At 58.0% G+C, this 21,263-nt stretch carries 17 protein-coding genes and 1 tRNA gene; 13 read left to right on the forward strand and 5 right to left on the reverse strand.

Features of this window, described 5'->3' with window-relative positions; translation table 11 throughout:
* Positions 1 to 146: 146 nt before the first annotated feature.
* Together CCOS191_RS28020 and CCOS191_RS16565 are read left to right on the forward strand one after the other, a co-directional pair.
* Positions 147 to 473, forward strand: coding sequence for a hypothetical protein (locus CCOS191_RS28020; RefSeq protein WP_156177630.1), 327 nt, complete (start codon positions 147 to 149; stop codon positions 471 to 473).
* Between the two features lie 86 nt (positions 474 to 559).
* Positions 560 to 1,498: an ArdC family protein gene (locus CCOS191_RS16565; RefSeq protein WP_046856158.1), complete on the forward strand. Its 939-nt coding sequence runs from the start codon at positions 560 to 562 to the stop codon at positions 1,496 to 1,498.
* Between the two features lie 86 nt (positions 1,499 to 1,584).
* Here the strand turns inward: CCOS191_RS16565 and CCOS191_RS16570 are convergent, their stop codons facing one another.
* Positions 1,585 to 1,950: a histone-like nucleoid-structuring protein, MvaT/MvaU family gene (locus tag CCOS191_RS16570; protein ID WP_046856159.1), complete on the reverse strand. Its 366-nt coding sequence runs from the start codon at positions 1,948 to 1,950 to the stop codon at positions 1,585 to 1,587.
* 127 nt (positions 1,951 to 2,077) lie between these two features.
* Complete coding sequence (locus tag CCOS191_RS28460) at positions 2,078 to 2,272, reverse strand: DUF7740 domain-containing protein (RefSeq protein WP_082120448.1); 195 nt, start codon at positions 2,270 to 2,272, stop codon at positions 2,078 to 2,080.
* Between the two features lie 222 nt (positions 2,273 to 2,494).
* Here CCOS191_RS28460 and mobH point away from each other — a divergent pair, with 222 nt between their 5' ends.
* Positions 2,495 to 4,213 (forward strand): MobH family relaxase, encoded by a 1,719-nt coding sequence (mobH, locus tag CCOS191_RS16575; RefSeq protein ID WP_046856160.1) that lies wholly within the window; start codon positions 2,495 to 2,497, stop codon positions 4,211 to 4,213.
* Positions 4,214 to 4,273: 60 nt separating this feature from the next.
* Here mobH and CCOS191_RS16580 read toward each other — a convergent pair whose 3' ends face one another.
* The gene (locus CCOS191_RS16580) at positions 4,274 to 10,906 is read right to left on the reverse strand and encodes a DUF3320 domain-containing protein (protein WP_046856161.1); all 6,633 of its coding nucleotides are present in this window, start codon (positions 10,904 to 10,906) and stop codon (positions 4,274 to 4,276) included.
* A gap of 249 nt (positions 10,907 to 11,155) precedes the next feature.
* A complete protein-coding gene (locus tag CCOS191_RS16585; protein WP_046856162.1) occupies positions 11,156 to 12,163 on the reverse strand; it encodes a hypothetical protein in 1,008 nt (335 codons plus the stop codon).
* A 192-nt stretch (positions 12,164 to 12,355) separates the two neighbouring features.
* Between CCOS191_RS16585 and CCOS191_RS28600 the strand changes: the two genes are divergently transcribed.
* Both CCOS191_RS28600 and CCOS191_RS16590 read left to right on the forward strand, forming a co-directional pair.
* On the forward strand, positions 12,356 to 12,925 hold the full coding sequence (locus CCOS191_RS28600) for a hypothetical protein (protein ID WP_331711939.1): 570 nt from the start codon (positions 12,356 to 12,358) through the stop codon (positions 12,923 to 12,925).
* A 39-nt stretch (positions 12,926 to 12,964) separates the two neighbouring features.
* Positions 12,965 to 14,953, forward strand: a complete 1,989-nt coding sequence (locus CCOS191_RS16590) for an AAA family ATPase (RefSeq protein WP_331711940.1) — start codon at positions 12,965 to 12,967, stop codon at positions 14,951 to 14,953.
* A 235-nt stretch (positions 14,954 to 15,188) separates the two neighbouring features.
* Here the strand turns inward: CCOS191_RS16590 and CCOS191_RS16595 are convergent.
* Positions 15,189 to 15,276 (reverse strand) — tRNA-Ser (locus CCOS191_RS16595).
* Between the two features lie 146 nt (positions 15,277 to 15,422).
* On the opposite strand from CCOS191_RS16595, the gene CCOS191_RS16600 reads away from it, so the two are divergent.
* The 8 genes from CCOS191_RS16600 to CCOS191_RS16635 all read left to right on the forward strand — a co-directional run bounded on the left by CCOS191_RS16600 (position 15,423) and on the right by CCOS191_RS16635 (position 21,223).
* Positions 15,423 to 16,094 (forward strand): Bax inhibitor-1/YccA family protein, encoded by a 672-nt coding sequence (locus CCOS191_RS16600; RefSeq protein ID WP_028692373.1) that lies wholly within the window; start codon positions 15,423 to 15,425, stop codon positions 16,092 to 16,094.
* 212 nt (positions 16,095 to 16,306) lie between these two features.
* Entirely contained in the window at positions 16,307 to 17,686 is a 1,380-nt protein-coding gene (locus CCOS191_RS16605; RefSeq protein WP_046856163.1) for a nucleobase:cation symporter-2 family protein, read from the forward strand.
* An 85-nt stretch (positions 17,687 to 17,771) separates the two neighbouring features.
* The gene (gene tusD, locus CCOS191_RS16610) at positions 17,772 to 18,164 is read left to right on the forward strand and encodes a sulfurtransferase complex subunit TusD (protein ID WP_028692375.1); all 393 of its coding nucleotides are present in this window, start codon (positions 17,772 to 17,774) and stop codon (positions 18,162 to 18,164) included.
* Between the two features lies 1 nt (position 18,165).
* On the forward strand, positions 18,166 to 18,525 hold the full coding sequence (tusC, locus tag CCOS191_RS16615) for a sulfurtransferase complex subunit TusC (RefSeq protein ID WP_046856164.1): 360 nt from the start codon (positions 18,166 to 18,168) through the stop codon (positions 18,523 to 18,525).
* Complete coding sequence (gene tusB / locus CCOS191_RS16620) at positions 18,525 to 18,821, forward strand: sulfurtransferase complex subunit TusB (RefSeq protein ID WP_046856165.1); 297 nt, start codon at positions 18,525 to 18,527, stop codon at positions 18,819 to 18,821. Before tusC ends, tusB begins: the two co-directional genes overlap by 1 nt.
* Positions 18,818 to 19,153: a TusE/DsrC/DsvC family sulfur relay protein gene (locus tag CCOS191_RS16625; RefSeq protein WP_046856166.1), complete on the forward strand. Its 336-nt coding sequence runs from the start codon at positions 18,818 to 18,820 to the stop codon at positions 19,151 to 19,153. Before tusB ends, CCOS191_RS16625 begins: the two co-directional genes overlap by 4 nt.
* 29 nt (positions 19,154 to 19,182) lie before the next feature.
* The gene (locus CCOS191_RS16630) at positions 19,183 to 20,166 is read left to right on the forward strand and encodes a glycosyl transferase family protein (protein ID WP_442963673.1); all 984 of its coding nucleotides are present in this window, start codon (positions 19,183 to 19,185) and stop codon (positions 20,164 to 20,166) included.
* A 97-nt stretch (positions 20,167 to 20,263) separates the two neighbouring features.
* Positions 20,264 to 21,223, forward strand: coding sequence for a glutathione S-transferase family protein (locus tag CCOS191_RS16635; RefSeq protein ID WP_046856168.1), 960 nt, complete (start codon positions 20,264 to 20,266; stop codon positions 21,221 to 21,223).
* Positions 21,224 to 21,263 lie beyond the last annotated feature (40 nt).

Raw genomic sequence — 21,263 nt, forward strand, 5'->3', positions numbered from 1 at the left:
GCTCGTTGCCCTTTATCGGGTATTGCCCTAACAGAAAAGCGCGTTTTAATGCCTAGACACGCCTAGTTCACAGTGTGAGTTGTGGCGATGGGACTTCCCCGAGTTGTTCGTGAAGCCATCGCAAGCTCAGCTCCCGGGAGGCACCAGTGTCTAAGAAGAACCGTTCCTTACCCGCCATTGTCCTGAGCCCAGGGGTGTGGCAATTCATCGCCGAGGTTGGTACGGCTACTGACGAAGTCGAGCAATCAGGACAGCGCCTACAAGCCGTAATGGGCATCGCCTTGGCATGTGTAGGTCGTCGCCGACTACGCCTGCCGCTCACGCGATTGCGCACTCCACCGCTGCAAGGCAACTCAGCATCGTTAACCGCTATCCCAGAGCTATTGGTAGCACAGATGACGCCGCGCAACGGCCCCGTATTTCTGCACATCAGGTTGCCACATGAGATCGGCGTCGACTTCTCATCGGCCTGATACACCTCGTTCCACCACTGTCCACCTACCCCACCGGGAACCCTTCCCGGCCGGGCAGCGTTCCCCTTTTTGCACTGGAGAACGTCATGTCCGACATCTACCTGGACGTCACCAACAAGATCGTCAACGCCCTGAATCAGGGGGTGATCCCGTGGATCAAACCCTGGACCACTACAGGCTTGCAGAATGACTCGCCTTTTCCCATCAACGCGATTACCCGACGTCCCTACGCCGGCATCAACATTCCACTGCTGTGGGCCGAGGCGCGCTTGCGTGGGTATCGCCAGGATCGCTGGCTCACCTACAACCAGGCGCGCAAGGCCGGCGGCCATGTGCGCAAGGGCGAGCAATCGACCCTTGCGGTGCTGTACAAACCCATGAGCAAGGAAGCGCACGACGAAGAGGGTCAGGTCGTCCGCGATGAGCAAGGCAATATCAAGATGGTGCAGTTCGCGCTGCTGCGGACGCATTGCCTGTTCAACATCGAGCAGACCGAGGGACTTCCCTATGACGAGCAGCACCACAATGAGAGCGAAGATCCAGTGGCGTTCATCGATCATGCACCTGCCGAGCGACTGTTGACCGCCAGCGGCGCACGCATCGAGCATCGCTACGGGGATGACGCGTTCTATTTACCGATACGGGATCTCATTCAATTACCCATCAAGGCCCAGTTCGTGGACGTCGGCAGCTATTACGCGACCGCGCTGCATGAGCTGACGCACTGGTCGGGTCACCACGCCCGCCTCAACCGAGAAGGCATCACGGGCGGTCACGCGTTCGGCTCTGCAGCCTACGCTTTCGAGGAGTTGGTCGCGGAGATGGGTGCAGCATTTCTCTGCGCCCTCACCGGCACTCAGGGCGAGTTGCGCCACGAGGAATACCTGGCGTCCTGGTTGAAAATACTCAAGGAAGACAAGCGGGCCATCTTCCGCGCTAGTGGACTGGCCCGTGAAGCGTCCGAGTACTTGCTGGCGCTGCAGCTGGATCAGTCCCGTGAGACGACCGAACGGCTAACGGCGTGACTTTTCACTTCAAATAGAAAGGCCCCAACCGGGGCCTTTGTTTTGCCTGCAACGCCGAGCATCGGCCGCTGCAATTGAGCACGCGATTACTGCAGCCAGCTCTCGACGACATCCGAGCCGTGCTCCTGCTTCCACTGCTTGAGAATCTTGTGGTTGCCGCCCTTTGTTTCGACGATCTCGCCGCTGTTCGGGTGCTTGTAGCGTTTGACCTCACGCGGCTTGCGCTGAGCGCCGGTGGAGGCGCTGGAAGTGCTCACACTCACGCCCTTGGACGGATCCAGAATGGTGATGACCTGGCGCAGGTTCATACCGTACTCATCCAGCAAGGCCTTGAGCTTTTGTTCAAACTCGATTTCCTGCTTCAGTCCGGAATCGTTTTTCATCGCGTCCAGCTGTTGAAGTTGAGCAGCCAGTTGAGCTTCCAGTGCTTTGAATTCGGCAAGTTTGGACATATGAAGTCTTTCCTAGAGTTGGGGCATGTGTGGCGATATTACCCGAGGCACAGATTCTCGCCGAGCTTTAATTCGCTCTTCAGCTAACTTTTCATCCGTCAAAATGTGCACATATCTAAGTGATTAATCAGTCCGGCAAGAACTGGCAAACGTGGCCTACTAGTTCCCGAGGCTTGGGACTGTTGCCAATCTTGAATAACATATCGCGCTGACTGCGTGGCAGCCTTTTCGCGCAGCGCTTGGCCGCAGATCGAATGGCAGCATCAGTACCATGAATCCGGTCGGCCAGTAGCACGATCAAAATGGCATCGCTCAACGTCATCAGGCTACCTTCCCCCAAATAATGCCGGATAGTCTAACTCCCGAGAAAAGGACAGGCCATTCCGGTCCAGCCCGTAACCCGATGTGCCAGGCTTCGCATTTTCGCGTTTGCGAAAAGGACCAAAGCGTTAAAGGGTAACGGCGGCAATGGTAAGGGGGCACAAGGGTAAGAGGCCTATCCGAAAAGGCAAAAGGACCTTTTGAAAGCAAAGCAGGTAACGCGATGAAGCGTTGGTGGTTCAAACATCAAAAAGGCAATGCCGCAGAGCCCACACCCGCCCTAGCGCCCGAGGGTTTTTTGCTCCCGCTCCCCGCTGAATCCCTGCTGTGTGCCGACCACCGGAGAAAGCTGCTGGAGCGCATCTGGCAATACACGGCGCTCTCCGAGCCTCAGTTCGATCAGCTCTACCTCGAGCCGATACGTCGTTACGCCAGCTATGTTCAGCAACTCCCCGCCAGCGAAAGCCACCACCATGCCTATCCCGGCGGCATGCTGGACCATGGACTAGAGCTGATGGCCTGCAGCCTGAAGTTGCGCCAGTCGTACCTGCTACCCAGCGGCGCCGCACCGGAAGATCAGGCCGCGCAAGCGGACGCCTGGAGCGCGGCGATTGCCTACGGCGCCTTGCTCCACGACGTTGGTAAGATTGCCGTCGACCTGCAGGTCGAGTATCAGAATGGCGAGGTATGGCACCCCTGGCACGGCCTTTTAAATCAGCCCTATCGCTTTCGCTACGGCGCCGGCAGCGACTATGAGCTACACGGCGCCGCTGCGGGGCTGCTTTACACCCAGATCTTGATGCCCCGCCAGCTCGACTGGTTGAGCAGCTATCCGATCTTGTGGAGCCAGCTGCTCTTCCTGCTGGCCAACCACTACGAGCATGCCGGTACCCTCGGGGAACTGGTGCTACAAGCGGACCGCGTATCCACCGCGCAGAACATCGGTGCCAATCCCACCAAGGCCTTGCAGGCACCCAAACACTCCCTGCAGCATCATCTGCTCATGGGCCTGCGTCACCTGGTCAAGAACGAGTTCAAGCTCAACCAGCCCGGCGCAGCCGGTTGGCTCACCGAGGATTATCTCTGGCTGGTCAGCAAGGTCGCCACCGACAAACTACGCGCTTACCTGCTCGCTCAAGCGGTTGACGGCATCCCCACCTCCAACATCGCCTTGTTCGATGAGCTGCAATCACATGGATTGGTGGACGCGACACCTGAAGGTAAAGCGGTATGGAATGCCAACGTAATAGACGATGACTGGCAACATCGCTTTACTTTTCTCCGCCTGCAACCGAGCCTGATATGGGCCGATGCCCCTCGGCCAGACTGCTTTAAAGGAACGGTTGAGCCAATGATGGAACATCCTCTGCCGGCCGGTGAGACCTGCGAGTCGGCTTTGGATCGACCGAAACCAACGCCGGAAAAAAAACAGCCCGTATCCGAGCACCAGAACCAGAATTTTGACTATCTCGACGATTTGATGGACATGCTGCAAGAGCCGAGCGAGCTCGAAACTGGACCAAACGCGGGAAACCTGCAATCCACCCTTGAGCCACCCAAAGATGCGGAGGGGCTGGCCTTCCTCGAATGGCTCCGCGAAGGAGTTCTCAAACATCGCTTGGTGGTCAACGACAGCAAGGCCAAGGTTCATACCGTAGACGGCACTTTTTTCCTAGTCACCCCGGGCATTTTCCAACGCTACGCTGCCGAACACCCCGAGTTAGCCGAAGCAGACCTTCAAAGCGACGCCTGGCGACGAATCCAACGTCACTTTGAAAAGCTGGATGCTCATCTAAGAAAGCCCAATAGGCAGAATATTTGGACTTGCAAGGTTAGAGGTCCTCGCAAAACAAGCTTATTAAATGGCTACCTCCTGCGAGAGAAAGCAGCCATATCTCGAGAGCCACCAGCGGACAACCCATTCCTCACATTGATCAAATAAAGCACCGGTGGAACCTCAAGTGCCCAGGGTTTGAACAATTCATACCCTGAACACATCAACCTAATCTTCCCCGCGATGACGAATAGCCTTCTCGATCCGCAAGCGGCCAGCGTGTGCGAGCTTCATAACACCGGCCTCTCTAGCAACAGCGTGGATCAAGGCCTCAGCCTCGTGCCCCTTGGTCTCCATTTCACCCACAAGTGCGGCCAATTCCTGCAAGCAAATTTCTACAAGGCTGCGTACAGAGTCATCGTCACCAGGACGACGGAATACGACCGCTGAATCTGATTGGAGGCTGGCAGGCCAGAAGAACGTGCCCAGTTGTTCCTCCTCATGTGCCCTGAAATGAGCATGCGCAAGCTGATCGACACGATCTCGTATCCGCGCTCCTGTACGCACCCAGCCATGCGCTCGGGCGATGCGCCGAGCCAAGACACTGTCCAATACGGGGCCTTCTTCATTCACGACATGAGCGATCATGCTCTGTAGAACCGGTGTGTAGGCGGCCTCAAAGAACTGCTCGGGGTTTACGCCCTGTACTGCTTGAGCAGGATCTGTCTCTCGATAAATTGGATAGTCCATCGGTTCGTAGGCTACGTACTCCGGAACGGCGTCAACAGTGGCCACCTTCGCGTACTTCTGCTCTTGGAAGGCACCTGCCGGATCATTGGCGACAGGCATGCCCTCCTCGCCTGTTACCACTTGGGTGACCTGCTCGACCACCTCGATCACCTCCGCGACTGCGACGTCAGCTTTGAGCCGATACACCTCCTCAGCAGCATCGATTTCAGCCTGTCTCGCTCGTGATGTTGTGAGCAACGCTGAGAGCTTCTGATGAACCTTCTCGGCTGTGTTGGCAGCATCAATCCACCAATCAGTCGACCAGATTCTGACGATCTCCCAGCCCAGACCGCGCAGTACAAACTCACGAAGCTTGTCGCGGTCGCGTGCAGTGGCGCTGCGATGGTAGGTTGCACCGTCGCACTCCACGCCGGCGAGGAATCGACCAGGGGCATCGGGATGCACGATGCCTAGATCAATGCGGAACGACGATACGCCGATTTGGGTAACGACGTGCCAGCCTTTCTTGGAGAGCTCAGCCGCAACGGCTTTCTCAAATGGACTATCAAAGCCACCCACGCTGCCTCTATCGGCTTGTACCAGAGCCTGCGCCCCTCTCTCCGCAAACTCGAGGAAATGCTTAAGATCTCGCACGCCCTCGTTTTTGGTTCGAGAGAGATCCATGTGCTCGGGCCGAGTTGTAGAAAACACCACAAGCTCCTGGCGCGCTCGAGTGATAGCGACGTTCAGTCGGCGCTCGCCGCCCTTGTTGTTCATGGGGCCGAAGCTCATCGACGGAGTGCCTGCGGCATCCTTACCGAAGGTGATCGAGAAGTAGATGATGTCTCGCTCATCGCCTTGCACACTCTCAAGGTTCTTCACGAACACCGGCTCAAGCAGCGATTCAGAGAAATAGCTATCGAGAGAAGGATCCTTGCGGCATGCCTCGTCGAGCAAATCCTCGATTAGCTTCTGCTGCTCGCCGTTGAAGGTCACAACACCTACGGTATGCCCAGACTCGCGGAAAGCTGGAGATTTCAACCTGGCAACCAGGTGCGCAACGAGCGCTTGAGCCTCAATGCGGTTCGTGCGTGAGCCGCCTCGATCATAAACACCCGCCACAGGATGGAGCGTGACTGCTTTATCAGTGGTGAACGGGGACGGGAACGTAACCAGCTCCGACTTGTAGTAGCGCTGGTTCGAGAAGGCGATGAGGCTCTCGTGGCGGCTGCGATAGTGCCAGTTCAGATTGCGAGTCGGGAGGTTTGCACTGATGCATTCATCCAGGATGCTTTCCAGATCTGCTTCAGTATCCTCATCTTCCGATGAAGACTCAGCTCGGCCGAAGAAGGATGTTGGTGGTAGCTGTTTCGGGTCACCAACCATGACGACCTGACGGCCGCGCGCCATTGCGCCGATCGCATCCCACACAGGGATTTGAGATGCCTCATCAAAGATCACCAGGTCGAAAGGCGTCGTGTCGGATGGCAAATACTGAGCGATCGACAGTGGACTCATCAGCAAGCACGGTGTGAGCTTGGTCAGTGCACCTGGCGCCTGGCTCATTAGCTCGCGCAGCGGCATGTGTCTGGTTTTCTTGTTCATCTCATGGCGCAACAAGCCCCACTCCGATGAACGACTTACGCTCTCCTGGCTAGGCAGTTCAGCGCAAAGGCGCGCGCGCAGCCAGTCACGAGTCAACGAGATGAACTTATCATCCAAAGCTCTGAAATCGCGGATGCGCTGTTCGTGCTCAGCACTGACAAACGTGCGGATGACTGCTTCGTTATCGACGGTCGCGTTAAGCCACCACCGTGCGTAGTTCACCTCAAGTACACGACGCACCTTGCCAGCGGTAATGGCGCCGCTCTCCATGGCCTCCACTATTGGAGCCAAGCCAACCGCGTACGCCTCATCTCGGACTTTACGCCAGGCGCACCAAGCTCTCAGGCGAGGCTCGGATGTGACCATCAGCTCACAGTTCTGCTTGAGCTGTTCGAGCGACAATTCGGAATTCGCCGCTACGGTTTTCTCAGTAAACTGGCCCACGGCCGTCAAGTGAGCTGATCGCACCTCAACTTGTTTCAGTTTGTCGCGAAGGGTAATACCGGACTGAGTGATTGAGCCTTCTAGCTCGAGCAGAGCATTCCCGTCACCAAGCAGCGCATTCAGCGGCCCTTTGAACCCTGCGATCTGCTCCGGATTCTCGGCGAGCTTGGATAAAGCCACTGCAATCTGGCCTTGGAAGAGCACTGCCTGCCGTGCGTCATCCACCTTGGTCTTCAAATCACTCCAAAGTGGAACAACGTCTCGTAAGTCAGAAAGATCTGCCAGCTCTCGCTCGACAATGCCTCTCTTTTTAAGGAGGTCAAAATCACTCTTCAGGGTTTGGCCACAACGCCCCTCCTCCACCAGAGAATGGTCATCGGTTAGACGACCACGCTCTTCAATTTCTCGCCGCTCAGCCTGGAACTGCAGCGCTGCTGTCAGCACTTCAAGCTCTGTATCGAGGCCCTTCCACAGCTCAGCAGTCTGATTACCAAGCTCCGTGAATTCCGCCAAATCAGCGTCGAGCCGAACAATTGAGCGCATGCGCGAGAGCTGAGTCTTTAGAGCTTCGCCGAGCTGCCCTTGCTCAATTGCATCAAAGCCTTCGTCGTGCCAGGCCGATTTGCTTAACTGATTCGCCACAGCGACCTGTAAGGCAATAGCGCGCGACAGGTTGCCTGGGTTGGTCTTCGCCCCATTCCAGACGTCTGCCGACTGGGTGCCCGGCTGGAGTTCGTCAATGGACTTTCTCACACCGCGGATTGCGATCCATGTCGAAAGATCCTTCGCAACATCTGCCTCTCCAGGAGCAGCTTGCACTGCGGCAAGGGAAGCGGTCACACGACGCTTGCCTAGCCACGACTTCGGCCAAATGGCATCGTCAGCCTTAAGCCAATCCTGGTGCAGGCTTTCAACATCAAGCGCTTCGACCGATTCGCTGTAGGAGATCGAAAGCTGATCAGTCAGCTCTTTGATCTGCGAGAATTTGGAAAGCGCATCTTGCAGTGTTTCCACTACGGCCGGAGTCCATGCGGGGCTCAAGGAGTCCACGGTAGACCTGCGCTGACTCAGCAAATCCATCGCACGTTTGGCCTCTGCCACTACCTTGGAAGGCCAGGTTGTTGACAGCTTGGAAGTGAGAGCCCGGTGTTCCTCGATCCAGTTACATCCATCCGTTAAACGCTGCGCAATGGATCGTGCGCTCGGTAGCAACGCGAAGCGCCAATCTTGGCCCGCTGCGGTTGGCAAAACTGAAGAAAGAATGGACAGCCCTTCAAGTGGCGACGGATTGTGAGGAACACTCGGAAGCCCTGCCAACTCGACGAAGCGATCAATCGCTTTTTGAGCCTCAAGAACTGAAGGAAGTACTTCACGAGCCGCCTGCACAAACTCTTGTCGCCAGTGCGGAGACCATTCAGTTTGACCTATACCGGAGAGTGCATGCCCGCCAAGGTGTTCATAGCCAACCTCTTGAGCGTTAACCTCAAGGCGGTCGCCGATCTCGCGAATATCCAGCATCGCTTTCTGATCGTGAATTTCAGGCGAGATCCAAGTGAGATTTGCTGTCGGCTCATCGGTACCGGAGGTCACGGTTCCAATTGCATCGTAGACGGTGTAACCATTCCGATATCGGTTATGAAGCCGCTCAACATAGATGTTAAGGCTGTCACGGATTGAGGCGAGACGCTGAGCCTCAACCTCCCATGCATCCGCATCAACCTCCCCTTTGGCCTCCCAGGCTGACTGTAGTTGTGCCAAGACATCAGCTTTGCGCGCTTTGCTGGAGTGCAACTCGAGACAGAACTCTCCAAGCCCGATTTCACGTAGGCGTCGGTAAACGACATCCAGAGCGGCGATCTTCTCCGAGACAAACAGCACACGCCGACCTTGAGCGATCGACTGAGCGATCATGTTAGAGATCGTCTGGCTTTTGCCTGTGCCAGGCGGGCCGATCAGCACGAAGTCCTTGCCTTTGGAAGCGGCCATAACCGCAGCGAGCTGGGACGAGTCGGATGGCAGGGGACAGAAAACGTCTGCCGGGCCGTAGTCACGATCTAGAAATCTTGCGTCTGGAAACGGAGTACCGGACGCATATGAGTCCCTGGGAGTATCGAGAAGGTGCTGTACGACAGGACTCTGCCGAAGATGATGAGCGTTCTCTGACAAGTCCTTCCACATGAGAAATTTGGCAAAGGAGAACATGGCCAATGTCACATCTTCAGACAACTCCCATCCAGGGATGTCCTTGATGGCATGTCCTACCCGCCGCCAAATGCCGACAATGTCCAAACCCGAGTCGTCACGAGGAAGCTCAGTCTCCAGCGTTCCCAGACCTAGCTCAAAGTCCTGTCGAAGCATCTCGATGAGCGTTGGGTTGAAGCAAGGTTCATCGTCGTGGAGCACGATCGAAAAACCGGAGCGTGCACTCTTACGCTCTAGACTGACCGGTATGAGTACCAATGGCGCACTGTACTTTTGACCGGCCTTGTCTTCACGTGTCCACTTCAAGAAGCCCACTGCGAGGAACAGGGTGTTAGCTCCGCCCTCTTGTAATGCGGTACGGGCTCCTCGATAGAGCTCGGTCAAGCGCACATCCATTTCGCGATTCGTGAGAGCAACAAAAACCTCTCTACGCTTCAGCGCATCCTCTGCATGACGCCGCCGAACGTCCTCACGCTCGCGATGCTCATAAAGCTCTTTCTCACGTGGATCTGCTCCATCCATCAGGTCGGGGCGCGTCAGAAGCTTCAGCGACTGCCCATTAGCAAGAATGTCTTCGAGAGCTCCGGGATCCGGAGCCTCGAGCTTGAGCGCCTTCTTCCCGTACTTGAAGTTGAGCAGATTGTTGCGCAGCGAGAGATCGAGCAGCTTGCGCTGCCACCGCTCCAGCCTGTCTTTGGGGCTAAGTTTGCCAATGTCCTCTACTTCAACATTGACGATCTCATCGGGGATATCGTCGCCATCCTCAATGAGGAAAACTGGCTCATCGTCCGACTCGGTTGTCACGACCCGGGCAATTTGTGCTTCAGAGCTCGCTAACGGCTTGATGCGTTGCAGGCGAGCACGCCTCACATCAAGCAGCATTTCAAATTCAGACTCGGCTTCCTCATCAATCTGCTTGGCCCCACGCTCAACTGCGTAAGCGAAGGAAGGGATCGATGACTGAGTAAGCAACGTGGTCTCAAAAAGAGCAAGCTCCTTGAGCTTCACCCTTTTCCTAACCGTCGAGACGTCATCGATCAAGGTGGTGGTGAACTCTTCAGGCTTCAACCAAACACCTGCGAAAGCATGGCCGCGGGTAAAGACGATCACCGGATTCAGGCCGATCTGCTCCAAGGCCGCGCACAGGAAAAGGGTCAGATCCATACAAGTCGCTAGGCCGGAATCCGCAATCTGGCTAGGGCTTCGCACCTTCTGCCCGGACTGCTCAAAGCTGGCCGGCGGCAAGGAATAATCCAATTTCATTCGTGCAACGGCGCCCCAGGCGGCTGAAGCGAGTTGCCATGCTCGCTTAGGGCCGCCGTTGTAGCCGTCCAGTGCGGGCGATTTGTCACTCAAGCGCATCAAGTCGGCAGCGCTTTTGAGGAGTCTTTCTACCGCCGGGTCGTTAGGCTGAACGAACGCCGCCGTCATGTCTGGGATGTGCCGTAACCCACCCCACTGATTGCGCGGCAGTAGCTCCACGACCTGATCTAGTTGCGCAATAACTTTTCGACCGCCCTCAGCCTCTTTGCAATCCGCTTCTAGCACAAAGGAGAAGGTGGACATCTCTGCTTCAGTGAGCCTACTTAGCAGAGGCCCGTCCAACACCAAGTCGAGACCCGGAATGGAACGGAAAGATTCTGCAGCCACCTCTTCGATACGCCAGGTTTTAGCCTTGAAGACCTCGGGAGATGAGGTCAAGGTCAACGTGGCGTTGAGATGGCGTTCACTCGTTTCATTCGAAAGCCGTAGCTCATGAATCACTGGGATCGCGTTCTGGAAATCTGCCAGATTGAGCTTTGATACCAAGGTAGCGAGGATCTTGAGCTCTTTCGGTTTAGGTTCGTCTTGTGGGGTGATTTGCTGAACGAGCTCGTCCATGCGCAACCTTCCTTGTCTCAAATGCCCAGGGGGTGCAGGCGATCGCCGGTCAGAGAGGCCCCGCTTGAGCTAATGGCGCGATGATAGCGCGTCTTGCTAAAACAGTAATGAGCCTTTGGTCACCCTTGGACTTATCTACATGGACTTTCGAACATCGGGTAAACCAAGGCGGCGCCACAGCGGAAAGTCCGTAAAAGACTCCCCACCTCCTTTGCGGGCTGGAGAATGCACTCACCCTGCGAACGCAGCTCAAGCGGTCTGGAGTTTGAAACCCTTTGCATCTAATGCGGCAACGGCCGCGAAACCCTGCGTCTTCTTGAAAGACATGCTGTAAACGAAGTTTTTCATCGCATCAGATGGATCGATCGCGTCTAGGTTGAGCGAATTCAAGGTGATTCGGGAGAACGCCACGCTAAGGATCGGCAGTTCCTCCACGTGGCCGGTTGAACTGTTCAGCACATTATCGAGCGCAGTTACAATCACCAGGTCATCAGGCAGGATGGCCAACAGCTCCCGAGCTACCCGCAGAGCACAGCTACAAACGTAGTCTTGGTGCAGCTCGTTGAACCGGCCAACCGGCATAGCCTTAGTCGACAGCTTTCCACTTTTCAGGAGCGATTTGATCTCGCTCGGGATGACATGAGTGCCATGGATCGCTAGGCGGGCCTCAAGCAAACCGGACTCATGAACGATCAGTTCGATACCAGATCCCAAGTGGGAGATTTCAGTGAACGGTTCGAATGCTTCGATTGCATCGAGTTTGGCCTGCTTATCTCCACCAAGGATGCGCTGTGCTAAATCACGCTCTTCAGACCAGTTCGAGTGTGCATCGCGCCACTCAACATGCGCAGCTTGATAACGGCGCAGATCCTCTGCTTTTCCCACCTCGACCTTGAGCGTAAGAGCTTTGCGCTGTCGGGCTTCCAACTTGAAAAGGCGAGCCCAGAAGTTAGGAGAGTAGCTCTCTAGTGCATGAGTGGCGGCAGCTTCAGAGATAGCGTCCTGTTGAGGTTCCCTTGGCTCTGCTCCATTTAAAAGAGACTTCCAATTGATGGCGCCACCACACTCTTTGTGGACAGAGAGCAAAACCTCTACGTGGTTTTCATAAACCTCAACCTCATAGGCAGCCTGCTCGAGTGCCTCCATGCGCGCATACTCTTTGTGCTGACGCTCCAGTTCGCGCTGACGACGATGAGCATTGCGCTCTGCACGTCGAGCTGAAGCTTGCATGGTTCGCAGCGTGCCTTTCCATCCCATCTCATCTCTCCTTAGAAGTGGCCTGTGATAGCACATTAACATGCAGCCAAAGCTGATGACGATCATCGAGCATTACGAATGCCGCGCAGGCGGTCAGCACACCCTGATTACATTTTGTAGGAAAGAGCTAGCCTGCATACTGGCATAATGCCACTGGTCGCCTAGTCTCAAGGATTTTAACCTTGAGATTGCATGATGACGAAGATTGAGCAGGAACCGATAGTGATGGACGACTTTGAAACCTGGCTGAATGGTCGTCCGAAGTGGCTACAAACTGCCGCGCGCACAATGATCGATGCGAAACGCCAGCTCAATGAAGTGGAAATCAAGGAGCTGGCTAGGCTCTGCCAGCTTGAAGCCAAAGGTCAGCCTGACTCGGGCTTTCTGAGCATAGTTGCCGGCACATTGTCGCAAGCCGCAACCAGGCCACCCGTTAGAATTGACGAAATTCGCGAAGTGCATGGTCTTAACGCCATCAAATCCGGAGCCCATCTTCCATTCGGAAACTCGAACCTTGCCGTCATCTATGGTCAAAACGGCACTGGTAAAAGTGGGTTTGCACGACTGTTGAAACAGGTCTGTGGGTCTCGCTCCAAGGACGAGATTCGAAGCAACGTATTCGATCCTAACCACACGGACTGCCGTGCTCAATTCAAGGTATCGATTGACGGCAAATCCGTTGATATCCATTGGGACATCCCCAGCGGCCCTCACAAGGCGCTGCGCCAAGCGCAGGTGTTCGACAGCAAGGCCGCCCAGTAATACATGGGGCGAACCGAAGCTTGCTATGAGCCAAGTCGCATGAAGTTTGTATCGGCACTCATCGCCACTGCGGACGCCGTCAACGCAGAGCTGACTAGGGAAAAGGAACGACTGAAAGGAGCCCTCCCTAACCTACCTAGCTCCCTTTCGTTTACGGCAGAAGCAAAATGGCTGCAGGCACTCAAGAGTACGACCTCGGCATCGAGCATAGATAAAGAGTGCTCGTACACCGAGGAGCTTGACCGTGAACGGATTGAGAAGGAAGCGCTCCTGGCCGAGAAGGATATTTCTGGCCGAATCCAAGCGATAGGCAAAGAAAAGACGGCATTGAAGGGTATCGAAGCGTCGATGTCGACGCTGCAACTGGGATCGAATGATGCCGCCGCGCTTGATCTAGTCAGCCTGAATGGCAAAGCCGCTAACACACGTAAAGCAAGTGAGGAGGCTGCCTCCGCTATTTTCGGGAAAGCAGAACTGGAGGGTGTTGGCACAGCGACATGGCAGCAGATGTGGGAGCACGCTCGCGCCTATTCCGCTGCCGCAGCGTATCCTGACTCGGCCTTCCCGAACGTGTCAGCTGAGTCACGATGCGTGCTTTGCCATCAAGATCTGGACGGTGCCGCAAAGGCCCGGCTGGCCGGGTTTGAAAAGTTTGTCACTGACGGCCTAGAGACGGCCGCAAAAAAAGCTGAAGCAGCTTTGAATGAACGTAAGCGCCGTATCCCGGCCCTTCCCTCGCAAGCCGATTGGCTCGTCCATATGTCTACCTTAGGCTTTGAGAAAGCGGAAGCGGAATCTTGGCTCAGCGCTCTAAAGGCACGATTTGAGCGGATAGCAACAGGTACTCCGCTCGATGGTCAGTATCTCTTTGATTGGTCGAAGATCAACGAGGCGGTGAAAACGAAGTCCGCAACGTTGGTTAGCGAAGAAGCAAGCCTGGCCGCACTGCAAAAAGATGAGCATCGTCAGGCCATGCATCAGCGCGTGCTGACGCTTCAGGCGAAGCAATGGCTTTCCCAGAACAAGCCCTCGATTGTTGCCGAAAAAAACCGCCTGACCGCGCTCGCCTCCCTAGATAAAGCATCACGCTCGGCAGCTACTAACTCGCTGACCACGAAGAAAAATGAGCTTGCCAAAACTGAGCTGGATGCAGGCTACCAGGCTCGTTTTGTGGAAGAACTAAAGCTTTTGGGTGGCCACCGCATACCCGTATCCCCGCAAAGCAAGTCCGGCGGTAAAGGAAAAATCACCTTCGGCTTAAATCTAGTGGGATGCCATGGGGCGCATGGCCCAGAGTACATCCTCAGCGAGGGAGAAACTCGAATAGCTGCACTCGCAGCGTTCCTGGCAGATACAACAGGCTCTAACCAGCTGGCTCCCTTTGTCTTTGACGATCCGATCTCATCACTCGACCAAGATTTCGAAGAGAAAGTCGTGGAGCGCCTTGTGCAACTATCGCATACGAGGCAGGTCATCATATTCACCCATCGACTTTCTCTGGTATCCCTCGTGGACTCCGTCACAGACAAATTGTCGAAAAACCCCGGCATGACTCCCGTAAAGCCAACGGTGACCTCGCTGCGCAGGATGGACAAAACAGCCGGAATTGTGGCAACCCAAAGTGCCCGGGACGCCAAACCAGCTAACGCAGTGAAGTACCTGATCGACCACACGATCAAGCACCTGAAGAAGCACCAGGAGAATGCTGAAGTCGATAGCTACGAAGTGCTGGCCAAAAGCGCTTGCAGTGACTTCAGGATCATCGTGGAAAAAACGGTTGAGTTCATTCTGCTAGCGGATGTCGTCGGACGCTTCCGCCGTGCGATCAACACTCAAGGCAAGCTACACAAGGTCGCCAAGGTCACGTCCGCGGACTGCTCACTCATTGATGATCTAATGACCCGCTACTCCGTGTTTGAGCACGCTCAATCTGATGAGCTACCGAGCAGTGCACTTGACTTGACGGTGTTTGAGGCAGATGTCACAACGCTGCAAAAATGGATTGCGGAGTTTTCATCACGCCAGTAACGCGCTCAGAGGCGCGAGTCGAGCGCTGGATTCTGTGAGGGCTGGAAACTGCTTCTCTAAAGCAACTCGAGGATCTGGCGACCACACCACCGCCCCCTGCGGAAGAGCGTAGCGAGCACATCTCATTCCGCAGAACGCTCGGGAAAGCCAATGCGAAAATGGGGGACCAGATGGGGGACCGGACCCCTTCAGAAACGACAAAGCCCGTCTAGCGCGGGCTTTGTATATAAAAATATGGCGGAAGCGTAGAGATTCGAACTCTAGGATAGTTGCCCATCGACGGTTTTCAAGACCGTTGCCTTAAACCACTCGGCCACGCTTCCAGCTGTTTTGCGGCGGCAATAATACCTTAATGTAACAAGCTGTCAAACTCTCTGTGTCGCGGCTTGCGACAGCTCTGATATGCTCTGCACCATACGTTCCACTACCGCAGGTCCCAGACCGCGGTCTCACCCCAAAGGAGTGCGCCATGCGCGAACAGGATTACGCCGTCCAACACGGCCAGCAGGTCGAGCAGCAGGAGGTCAGCAAGGTCCTGCGCAACACGTACAGCCTGCTGGCCCTTACCCTCGCCTTCAGCGGCATCATGGCCTTCGTCGCCCAGCAGATGCGTGTCGGCTACCCGAACATCTTCGTGGTGCTGATCGGCTTCTATGGCCTGTTCTTCCTCACCAACAAGCTGCGTGACTCGGCCTGGGGCCTGGTGTCCACCTTCGCCCTCACCGGCTTCATGGGCTTCATCCTCGGCCCGATCCTCAACCGCTACCTGGGCATGGCCGGTGGCGCCGAAGTGGTCAGCTCGGCCTTCGCCATGACCGCCCTGGTGTTCGGCGGCCTGTCGGCCTACGTGCTGATCACCCGCAAGGACATGAGCTTCCTCAGCGGCTTCATCACCGCCGGCTTCTTCGTCCTGCTGGGTGCCGTGGTGGCCAGCTTCTTCTTCCAGATCAGCGGCCTGCAACTGGCGATCAGCGCTGGCTTCGTGTTGTTCTCGTCGGTCTGCATCCTGTTCCAGACCAGCGCCATCATCCATGGCGGCGAGCGCAACTACATCATGGCTACCATCAGCCTGTACGTGTCGATCTACAACCTGTTCGTCAGCCTGCTGCAGCTGTTCGGCATCATGGGCCGCGACGACTGATTTAAACGGTTGCCAGCGCCTCAGGAAAAGCCCGCTTCGGCGGGCTTTTTCGTGCCCGCTGAACAGCGGCGAGCACCTCACAGAGATTGACTTAAAAGTCAGCTTATTAGCGCCTTTCTCCGCGATTGTGCGCCCATCGTGCTTGCCTCTACCGCAATGTCCGTTCTGCCCGTAGAATGCGCTCCTTTTTTCTTCCGGGGCGGCATTTTCCCATGAGTTCACACGAACACGGCCCAGGCGCGGCGGCGCCTGCCAATGAACTGGTCCTTGGCCTCGAGGACAAGCCTCGCCTGCTGATCGGCCTGCTGGCGGCACTGCAGCACTTGCTGGCGATCATCGTGCCGATCGTCACGCCGGGGTTGCTGATCTGCCAGGCGCTGGGCGTGTCGGCGCGTGATACCAACCTGATCGTGTCGATGTCGTTGGTGATCTCGGGCATCGCCACCTTTGTCCAGTGCAAGCGCTTTGGGCCGTTCGGCGCTGGGCTGCTGATCGTGCAGGGCACCAGCTTCAACTTCGTTGGCCCGCTCATCGCCGGCGGCGCGCTGATGGTCAAGCAAGGCACGCCAGTTGAAGGCGTGATGGCGGCAATCTTCGGCGTGGTCATCGCCGGTTCGTTCGTGGAAATGGGCGTGTCGCGCATCCTGCCCTTCGTCAAGCGCCTGATCACCCCGCTGGTGACCGGGATCGTCGTGCTGATGATCGGCCTGACCTTGATCAAGGTCGGCCTGATCAGCATGGGCGGCGGCTTTGGCGCCATGGCCAACGGCACCTTCGCCGATGGCGAGAACCTGCTGCTGTCGGGTGTGGTGCTGGCGATCATCGTCATCCTCAACCGTGTCCCGGTGGTATGGATGCGCAGCTGCGCCATCGTCATCGCCCTGGCGGTGGGCTACGCCCTGGCCGGGTACCTGGGCCGTCTGGACTTCACTGGCATGCACCAGGCCGCGCTGTTCCAGGTGCCGACGCCGTTGCACTTCGGCCTGGGCTTCTCCTGGTCGCTGTTCATCCCGATGCTGGTGATCTACCTGGTCACCTCGCTGGAGGCCATCGGTGATGTAACTGCGACCAGCAAGGTTTCGCGCCAGCCGGTCGAAGGCCCGGTGTGGATGCAGCGGATCAAGGGCGGTGTACTGGTCAACGGCGCCAACTCGCTGCTGGCCGGCCTGTTCAACACCTTCCCCAGCTCGATCTTTGCCCAGAACAACGGCGTGATTCAGCTGACCGGCATCGCCAGCCGCCATATCGGCATCTGGATTGCCGCCATGCTGATCCTGCTGGGCCTGTTCCCGTCGGTTGCCGGGGTGATCCAGGCAGTGCCGGAGCCGGTGCTCGGCGGCGCGGCCATGGTGATGTTCGGCGCCGTCGCGGCCTCGGGTATCAATATCCTTGCCAGCACCCGCCTTGATCGCCGCGCCCTGCTGATCATCGCCGTGTCGCTGTCGCTCGGCCTGGGCGTGGCCCAGGTGCCGGAGTTCCTTGCGCATATGCCGTCGGCGCTGCGCAACGTACTGGAGTCGGGGGTTGCCACCGGCGGCATCTGTGCCCTGGTGCTCAACTGGTTCCTGCCGGAAAGCAAAGACCAGGCCTGAGCCCCGCCAGCCAGAGCATAAGCCCGCGCCCACCTGCGCGGGCTTTTTGCTTTATCATGGCCGCATTCATTTGCTCGAGCGTTCCATGAAATTCGCCATCGCGGTCTTTTCCCCGGCCCATGCGCCCTCCTCGCGCCGCGCCTTGCGCTTTGCCGAGGCGGTGCTGGCCGGCGGGCATGAAATTGCCCGGCTGTTCTTCTACCAGGACGGGGTACACAGTGCTTCGGCCAATATCGTCACGCCCCAGGACGAACTGGATGTTGCCGCGCAGTGGCGTGCTTTCGTCAGCGATCACCGGCTCGACGCCGTGGTGTGCATTGCCGCCGCCCTGCGCCGGGGGGTACTCGACGACACCGAGGCCAACCGCTACCAGCGCCCGGCGGTGAACCTGCCGATGCCGTGGGAGCTGTCCGGCCTGGGCCAACTGCACGAAGCCGCGCAACTGGCCGACCGCCTGGTCTGCTTCGGAGGTGATTGAAATGGCCAAGTCCTTGCTGATCATCAGCCGCCAGGCGCCATGGAGCGGCCCGTCCGCTCGCGAGGCGCTGGATATCGCCCTGGCCGGTGGCGCCTTCGATTTGCCGCTGGGCATGCTGTTCCTCGATGACGGGGTGTTCCAGCTCGCCGCCGCACAGCAGCCAGACGCCGTGCAACAGAAGAACCTGGCCGCCAACCTCCAGGCCCTGCCGATGTTCGGTGTGGAGGAATTATTCGCCTGTGGTCACAGCCTCGCCCGCCGAGGGCTGGACAACGACGCCCTGTCACTGCCGGTGGAAGTGCTCGATGACGCCGCGCTGACCGCGCTGATTGCCCGTTTCGACCAGGTGGTGACGCTCTGATGACGACCCTGCACGTAATCGCCCATTCGCCCTTCGGTGACGAGCGCCTGGCCAGTTGCCTGCGTCTACTCGGCCCGCAGGACGCGCTGCTGCTGTGCGGTGACGCCACCTACGCGCTCAAGGCCGGCACCGAGCCCTTCGCTGCCCTGCAGGCCGCCAATCTCGGCGAGCGCCTGTTCGCACTTACCGAAGACCTGCAAGCCCGCGCCCTCGACAGCCAATTGGCCAAGGCAGTGGACTACCCTGCGTTCGTCGAGCTCACCCTGCACCACGACAAGGTCAACAGCTGGCTATGAGCACCCTGACTGTCGGTGATCGCAACATCGCCCTGGACAAGGACGGTTTCCTGATCGAGCTGCAGGATTGGTCCCGCGAAGTCGCCGAGGCCCTCGCCACGCGCGAAAGCATCGCCCTGACCGCAGACCACTGGGAAATCCTCGAGCTACTGCGCCAGTTCTACCAGGAGTACCAGCTGTCGCCGGCCACCCGGCCGCTGATCAAGTACACCGCGCTCAAGCTCGGCGCCGAGAAAGGCAACAGCCCACACCTCAATCGCCTGTTCAACGGCACCCCCGCCAAACTTGCCGCCAAGCTGGCGGGCCTGCCCAAGCCGACCAACTGCATATGACCGAGCCACAGCTGAACGAAGCACGCCCCTTGACCCTGGAAACCCCGGCCGAACACCCGTTCGCCGAATTCGTGCGCATCCTCGGCAAGGGCAAGCGTGGCGCCCGTGGCCTGACCCGCGAGGAAGCCCGCGCCGCGATGACCCTGCTGCTCGAGGGCAAGGTCGAGGACACCCAGCTGGGCGCCTTCCTGATGCTGCTGCGGCACAAGGAAGAAAGCGCCGAGGAGCTGGCCGGCTTCACCGAGGCCCTGCGCGCCCATCTGCACGCGCCCCAGATCAGCGTCGACCTCGACTGGCCGAGCTACGCCGGCAAGAAGCGCCATCTGCCATGGTACCTGCTGGCGGCCAAGTGCCTGGCGGGCAATGGCATGCGTATCCTGATGCACGGCGGCGGCGCCCATACGGCAGGCAGGCTTTACACCGAGCAACTGCTCGACCTGCTGGACATTCCGCTGTGTCGCAACTGGACGGCCGTGGAACAAGCCCTGGACAGCCATCGGCTGGCCTTCTTCCCGTTGCAGGACTGGGCGCCACAGCTTCAGCGCATGATCGACCTGCGCAACACCCTGGGCCTGCGCTCGCCCATCCACTCCCTGGCCCGGGTGCTCAACCCTCTCGGCGCCCGCTGCGGCCTGCAGAGCATCTTCCACCCCGGCTACCAGGCGGTGCACCGCGAGGCCAGCCGCCTGCTCGGCGACCACGCCGTGGTGATCAAAGGTGACGGCGGCGAGATCGAGGTCAACCCGGATGTCATCAGCCACCTGTATGGCACCTCGGCCGGCGAGGCCTGGGACGAGGAGTGGCCGGCCCTCAGCGCCCAGCGCCATGTGAAGCCGGCCAGCCTGCAGCCCGAGCACCTGCTGGCGGTATGGCGTGGCGAGGCACAGGACAGCTATGGCGAGCTGGCCGTGGTCGCCACCATGGCCCTCGCCCTGCGCGGGCTGGGCCAGGACCGCGAGCAGGCGTTCAGCCGCGCTCGCGACTACTGGGCCAACCGCAGAAGCATCGAATAAGCCGATAGATAGGGCGCAGTCTTTGCGCTATTTATTCGAACGCTTTTCACTAGACTGAGCTCCAACGACAAACGACTTTGTTCCGAGGAGCTTTGCAATGGGCCTTTTGATCGATGGCCGCTGGCATGACCAGTGGTACCAGACCAGCCAGGATGGCGCGTTCAAGCGCGAGAACGCCCAGCGCCGCAATCAACTGCCCGCCGCCGAGGCCGGCCGTTATCACCTGTACGTGTCACTGGCCTGCCCCTGGGCGCATCGCACCCTGATCTTCCGCGCCATCAAGGGCCTGGAACCGCTGATCGACGTCTCCGTGGTCAGCTGGCTGATGGGCGAGCACGGCTGGACCTTCGACCAGCAGCAGGGCTCCAGCGGTGATCATCTGGACGCATTGCAGTACCTGCACCAGCGCTACACCCAGGACGACCCGCACTACACCGGGCGCGTAACCGTGCCGGTGCTGTGGGACAAGCAAGAGAAGCGCATCGTCAACAACGAGTCGGCCGAGATCATTCGCATCTTCAACAGCGCATTCAATGAACTGACCGGCAACACCCTGGACCTGTACCCCGAGCCGCTGCGCGCCACCATCGATGCGCTCAACGAACGTATCTACCCGGCCGTGAACAACGGCGTGTACCGCGCAGGCTTCGCCACCTCGCAGGAAGCTTACGAGACCGCCTTCGACGATGTCTTCAACGAGCTGGACCACCTGGAGGCGCTACTGGGCCGCCAGCGTTACCTGGCCGGTGAGTACCTGACCGAAGCCGATGTGCGCTTGTTCACCACGCTGGTGCGTTTCGACGCGGTGTACCACGGGCACTTCAAGTGCAACCTGCGCCGCTTGAGCGACTACCCGAACCTGTCCAACTGGCTGCGCGAGCTTTACCAGTGGCCGGGCGTGGCGGGCACGGTGAACATGGAGCATATCCAGAAGCACTATTACATGAGCCACAAGACCATCAACCCGAACGGCATCGTGCCCAAGGGGCCGTTGCAGGATTTCGGCTTGCCGCATGACCGGGAGCGGTTAATGGGCAAAGGGATCTGGAAGGCTTGATAAAGCTGGGGCTGCTTTGCAACGCATCGCCGGCAAGCCG

It is taken from the genome of Pseudomonas sp. CCOS 191, assembly GCF_001007005.1.
Lineage (GTDB): Bacteria > Pseudomonadota > Gammaproteobacteria > Pseudomonadales > Pseudomonadaceae > Aquipseudomonas > Aquipseudomonas soli.

Bases quoted from the DNA above. Each gene is read 5' to 3' on its own strand.
- CCOS191_RS16570 (WP_046856159.1), bottom strand. From the start codon at position 1,950: ATGTCCAAACTTGCCGAATTCAAAGCACTGGAAGCTCAACTGGCTGCT.
- CCOS191_RS28600 (WP_331711939.1), top strand. From the start codon at position 12,356: ATGATGACGAAGATTGAGCAGGAACCGATAGTGATGGACGACTTTGAA.
- tusC (WP_046856164.1), top strand. From the start codon at position 18,166: ATGGCCAAGTCCTTGCTGATCATCAGCCGCCAGGCGCCATGGAGCGGC.
- CCOS191_RS16585 (WP_046856162.1), bottom strand. From the start codon at position 12,163: ATGGGATGGAAAGGCACGCTGCGAACCATGCAAGCTTCAGCTCGACGT.
- tusD (WP_028692375.1), top strand. From the start codon at position 17,772: ATGAAATTCGCCATCGCGGTCTTTTCCCCGGCCCATGCGCCCTCCTCG.
- CCOS191_RS16565 (WP_046856158.1), top strand. From the start codon at position 560: ATGTCCGACATCTACCTGGACGTCACCAACAAGATCGTCAACGCCCTG.
- CCOS191_RS16625 (WP_046856166.1), top strand. From the start codon at position 18,818: ATGAGCACCCTGACTGTCGGTGATCGCAACATCGCCCTGGACAAGGAC.
- CCOS191_RS16590 (WP_331711940.1), top strand. From the start codon at position 12,965: ATGAAGTTTGTATCGGCACTCATCGCCACTGCGGACGCCGTCAACGCA.
- CCOS191_RS16635 (WP_046856168.1), top strand. From the start codon at position 20,264: ATGGGCCTTTTGATCGATGGCCGCTGGCATGACCAGTGGTACCAGACC.
- tusB (WP_046856165.1), top strand. From the start codon at position 18,525: ATGACGACCCTGCACGTAATCGCCCATTCGCCCTTCGGTGACGAGCGC.
- mobH (WP_046856160.1), top strand. From the start codon at position 2,495: ATGAAGCGTTGGTGGTTCAAACATCAAAAAGGCAATGCCGCAGAGCCC.
- CCOS191_RS16580 (WP_046856161.1), bottom strand. From the start codon at position 10,906: ATGGACGAGCTCGTTCAGCAAATCACCCCACAAGACGAACCTAAACCG.
- CCOS191_RS16600 (WP_028692373.1), top strand. From the start codon at position 15,423: ATGCGCGAACAGGATTACGCCGTCCAACACGGCCAGCAGGTCGAGCAG.
- CCOS191_RS16605 (WP_046856163.1), top strand. From the start codon at position 16,307: ATGAGTTCACACGAACACGGCCCAGGCGCGGCGGCGCCTGCCAATGAA.
- CCOS191_RS28460 (WP_082120448.1), bottom strand. From the start codon at position 2,272: ATGACGTTGAGCGATGCCATTTTGATCGTGCTACTGGCCGACCGGATT.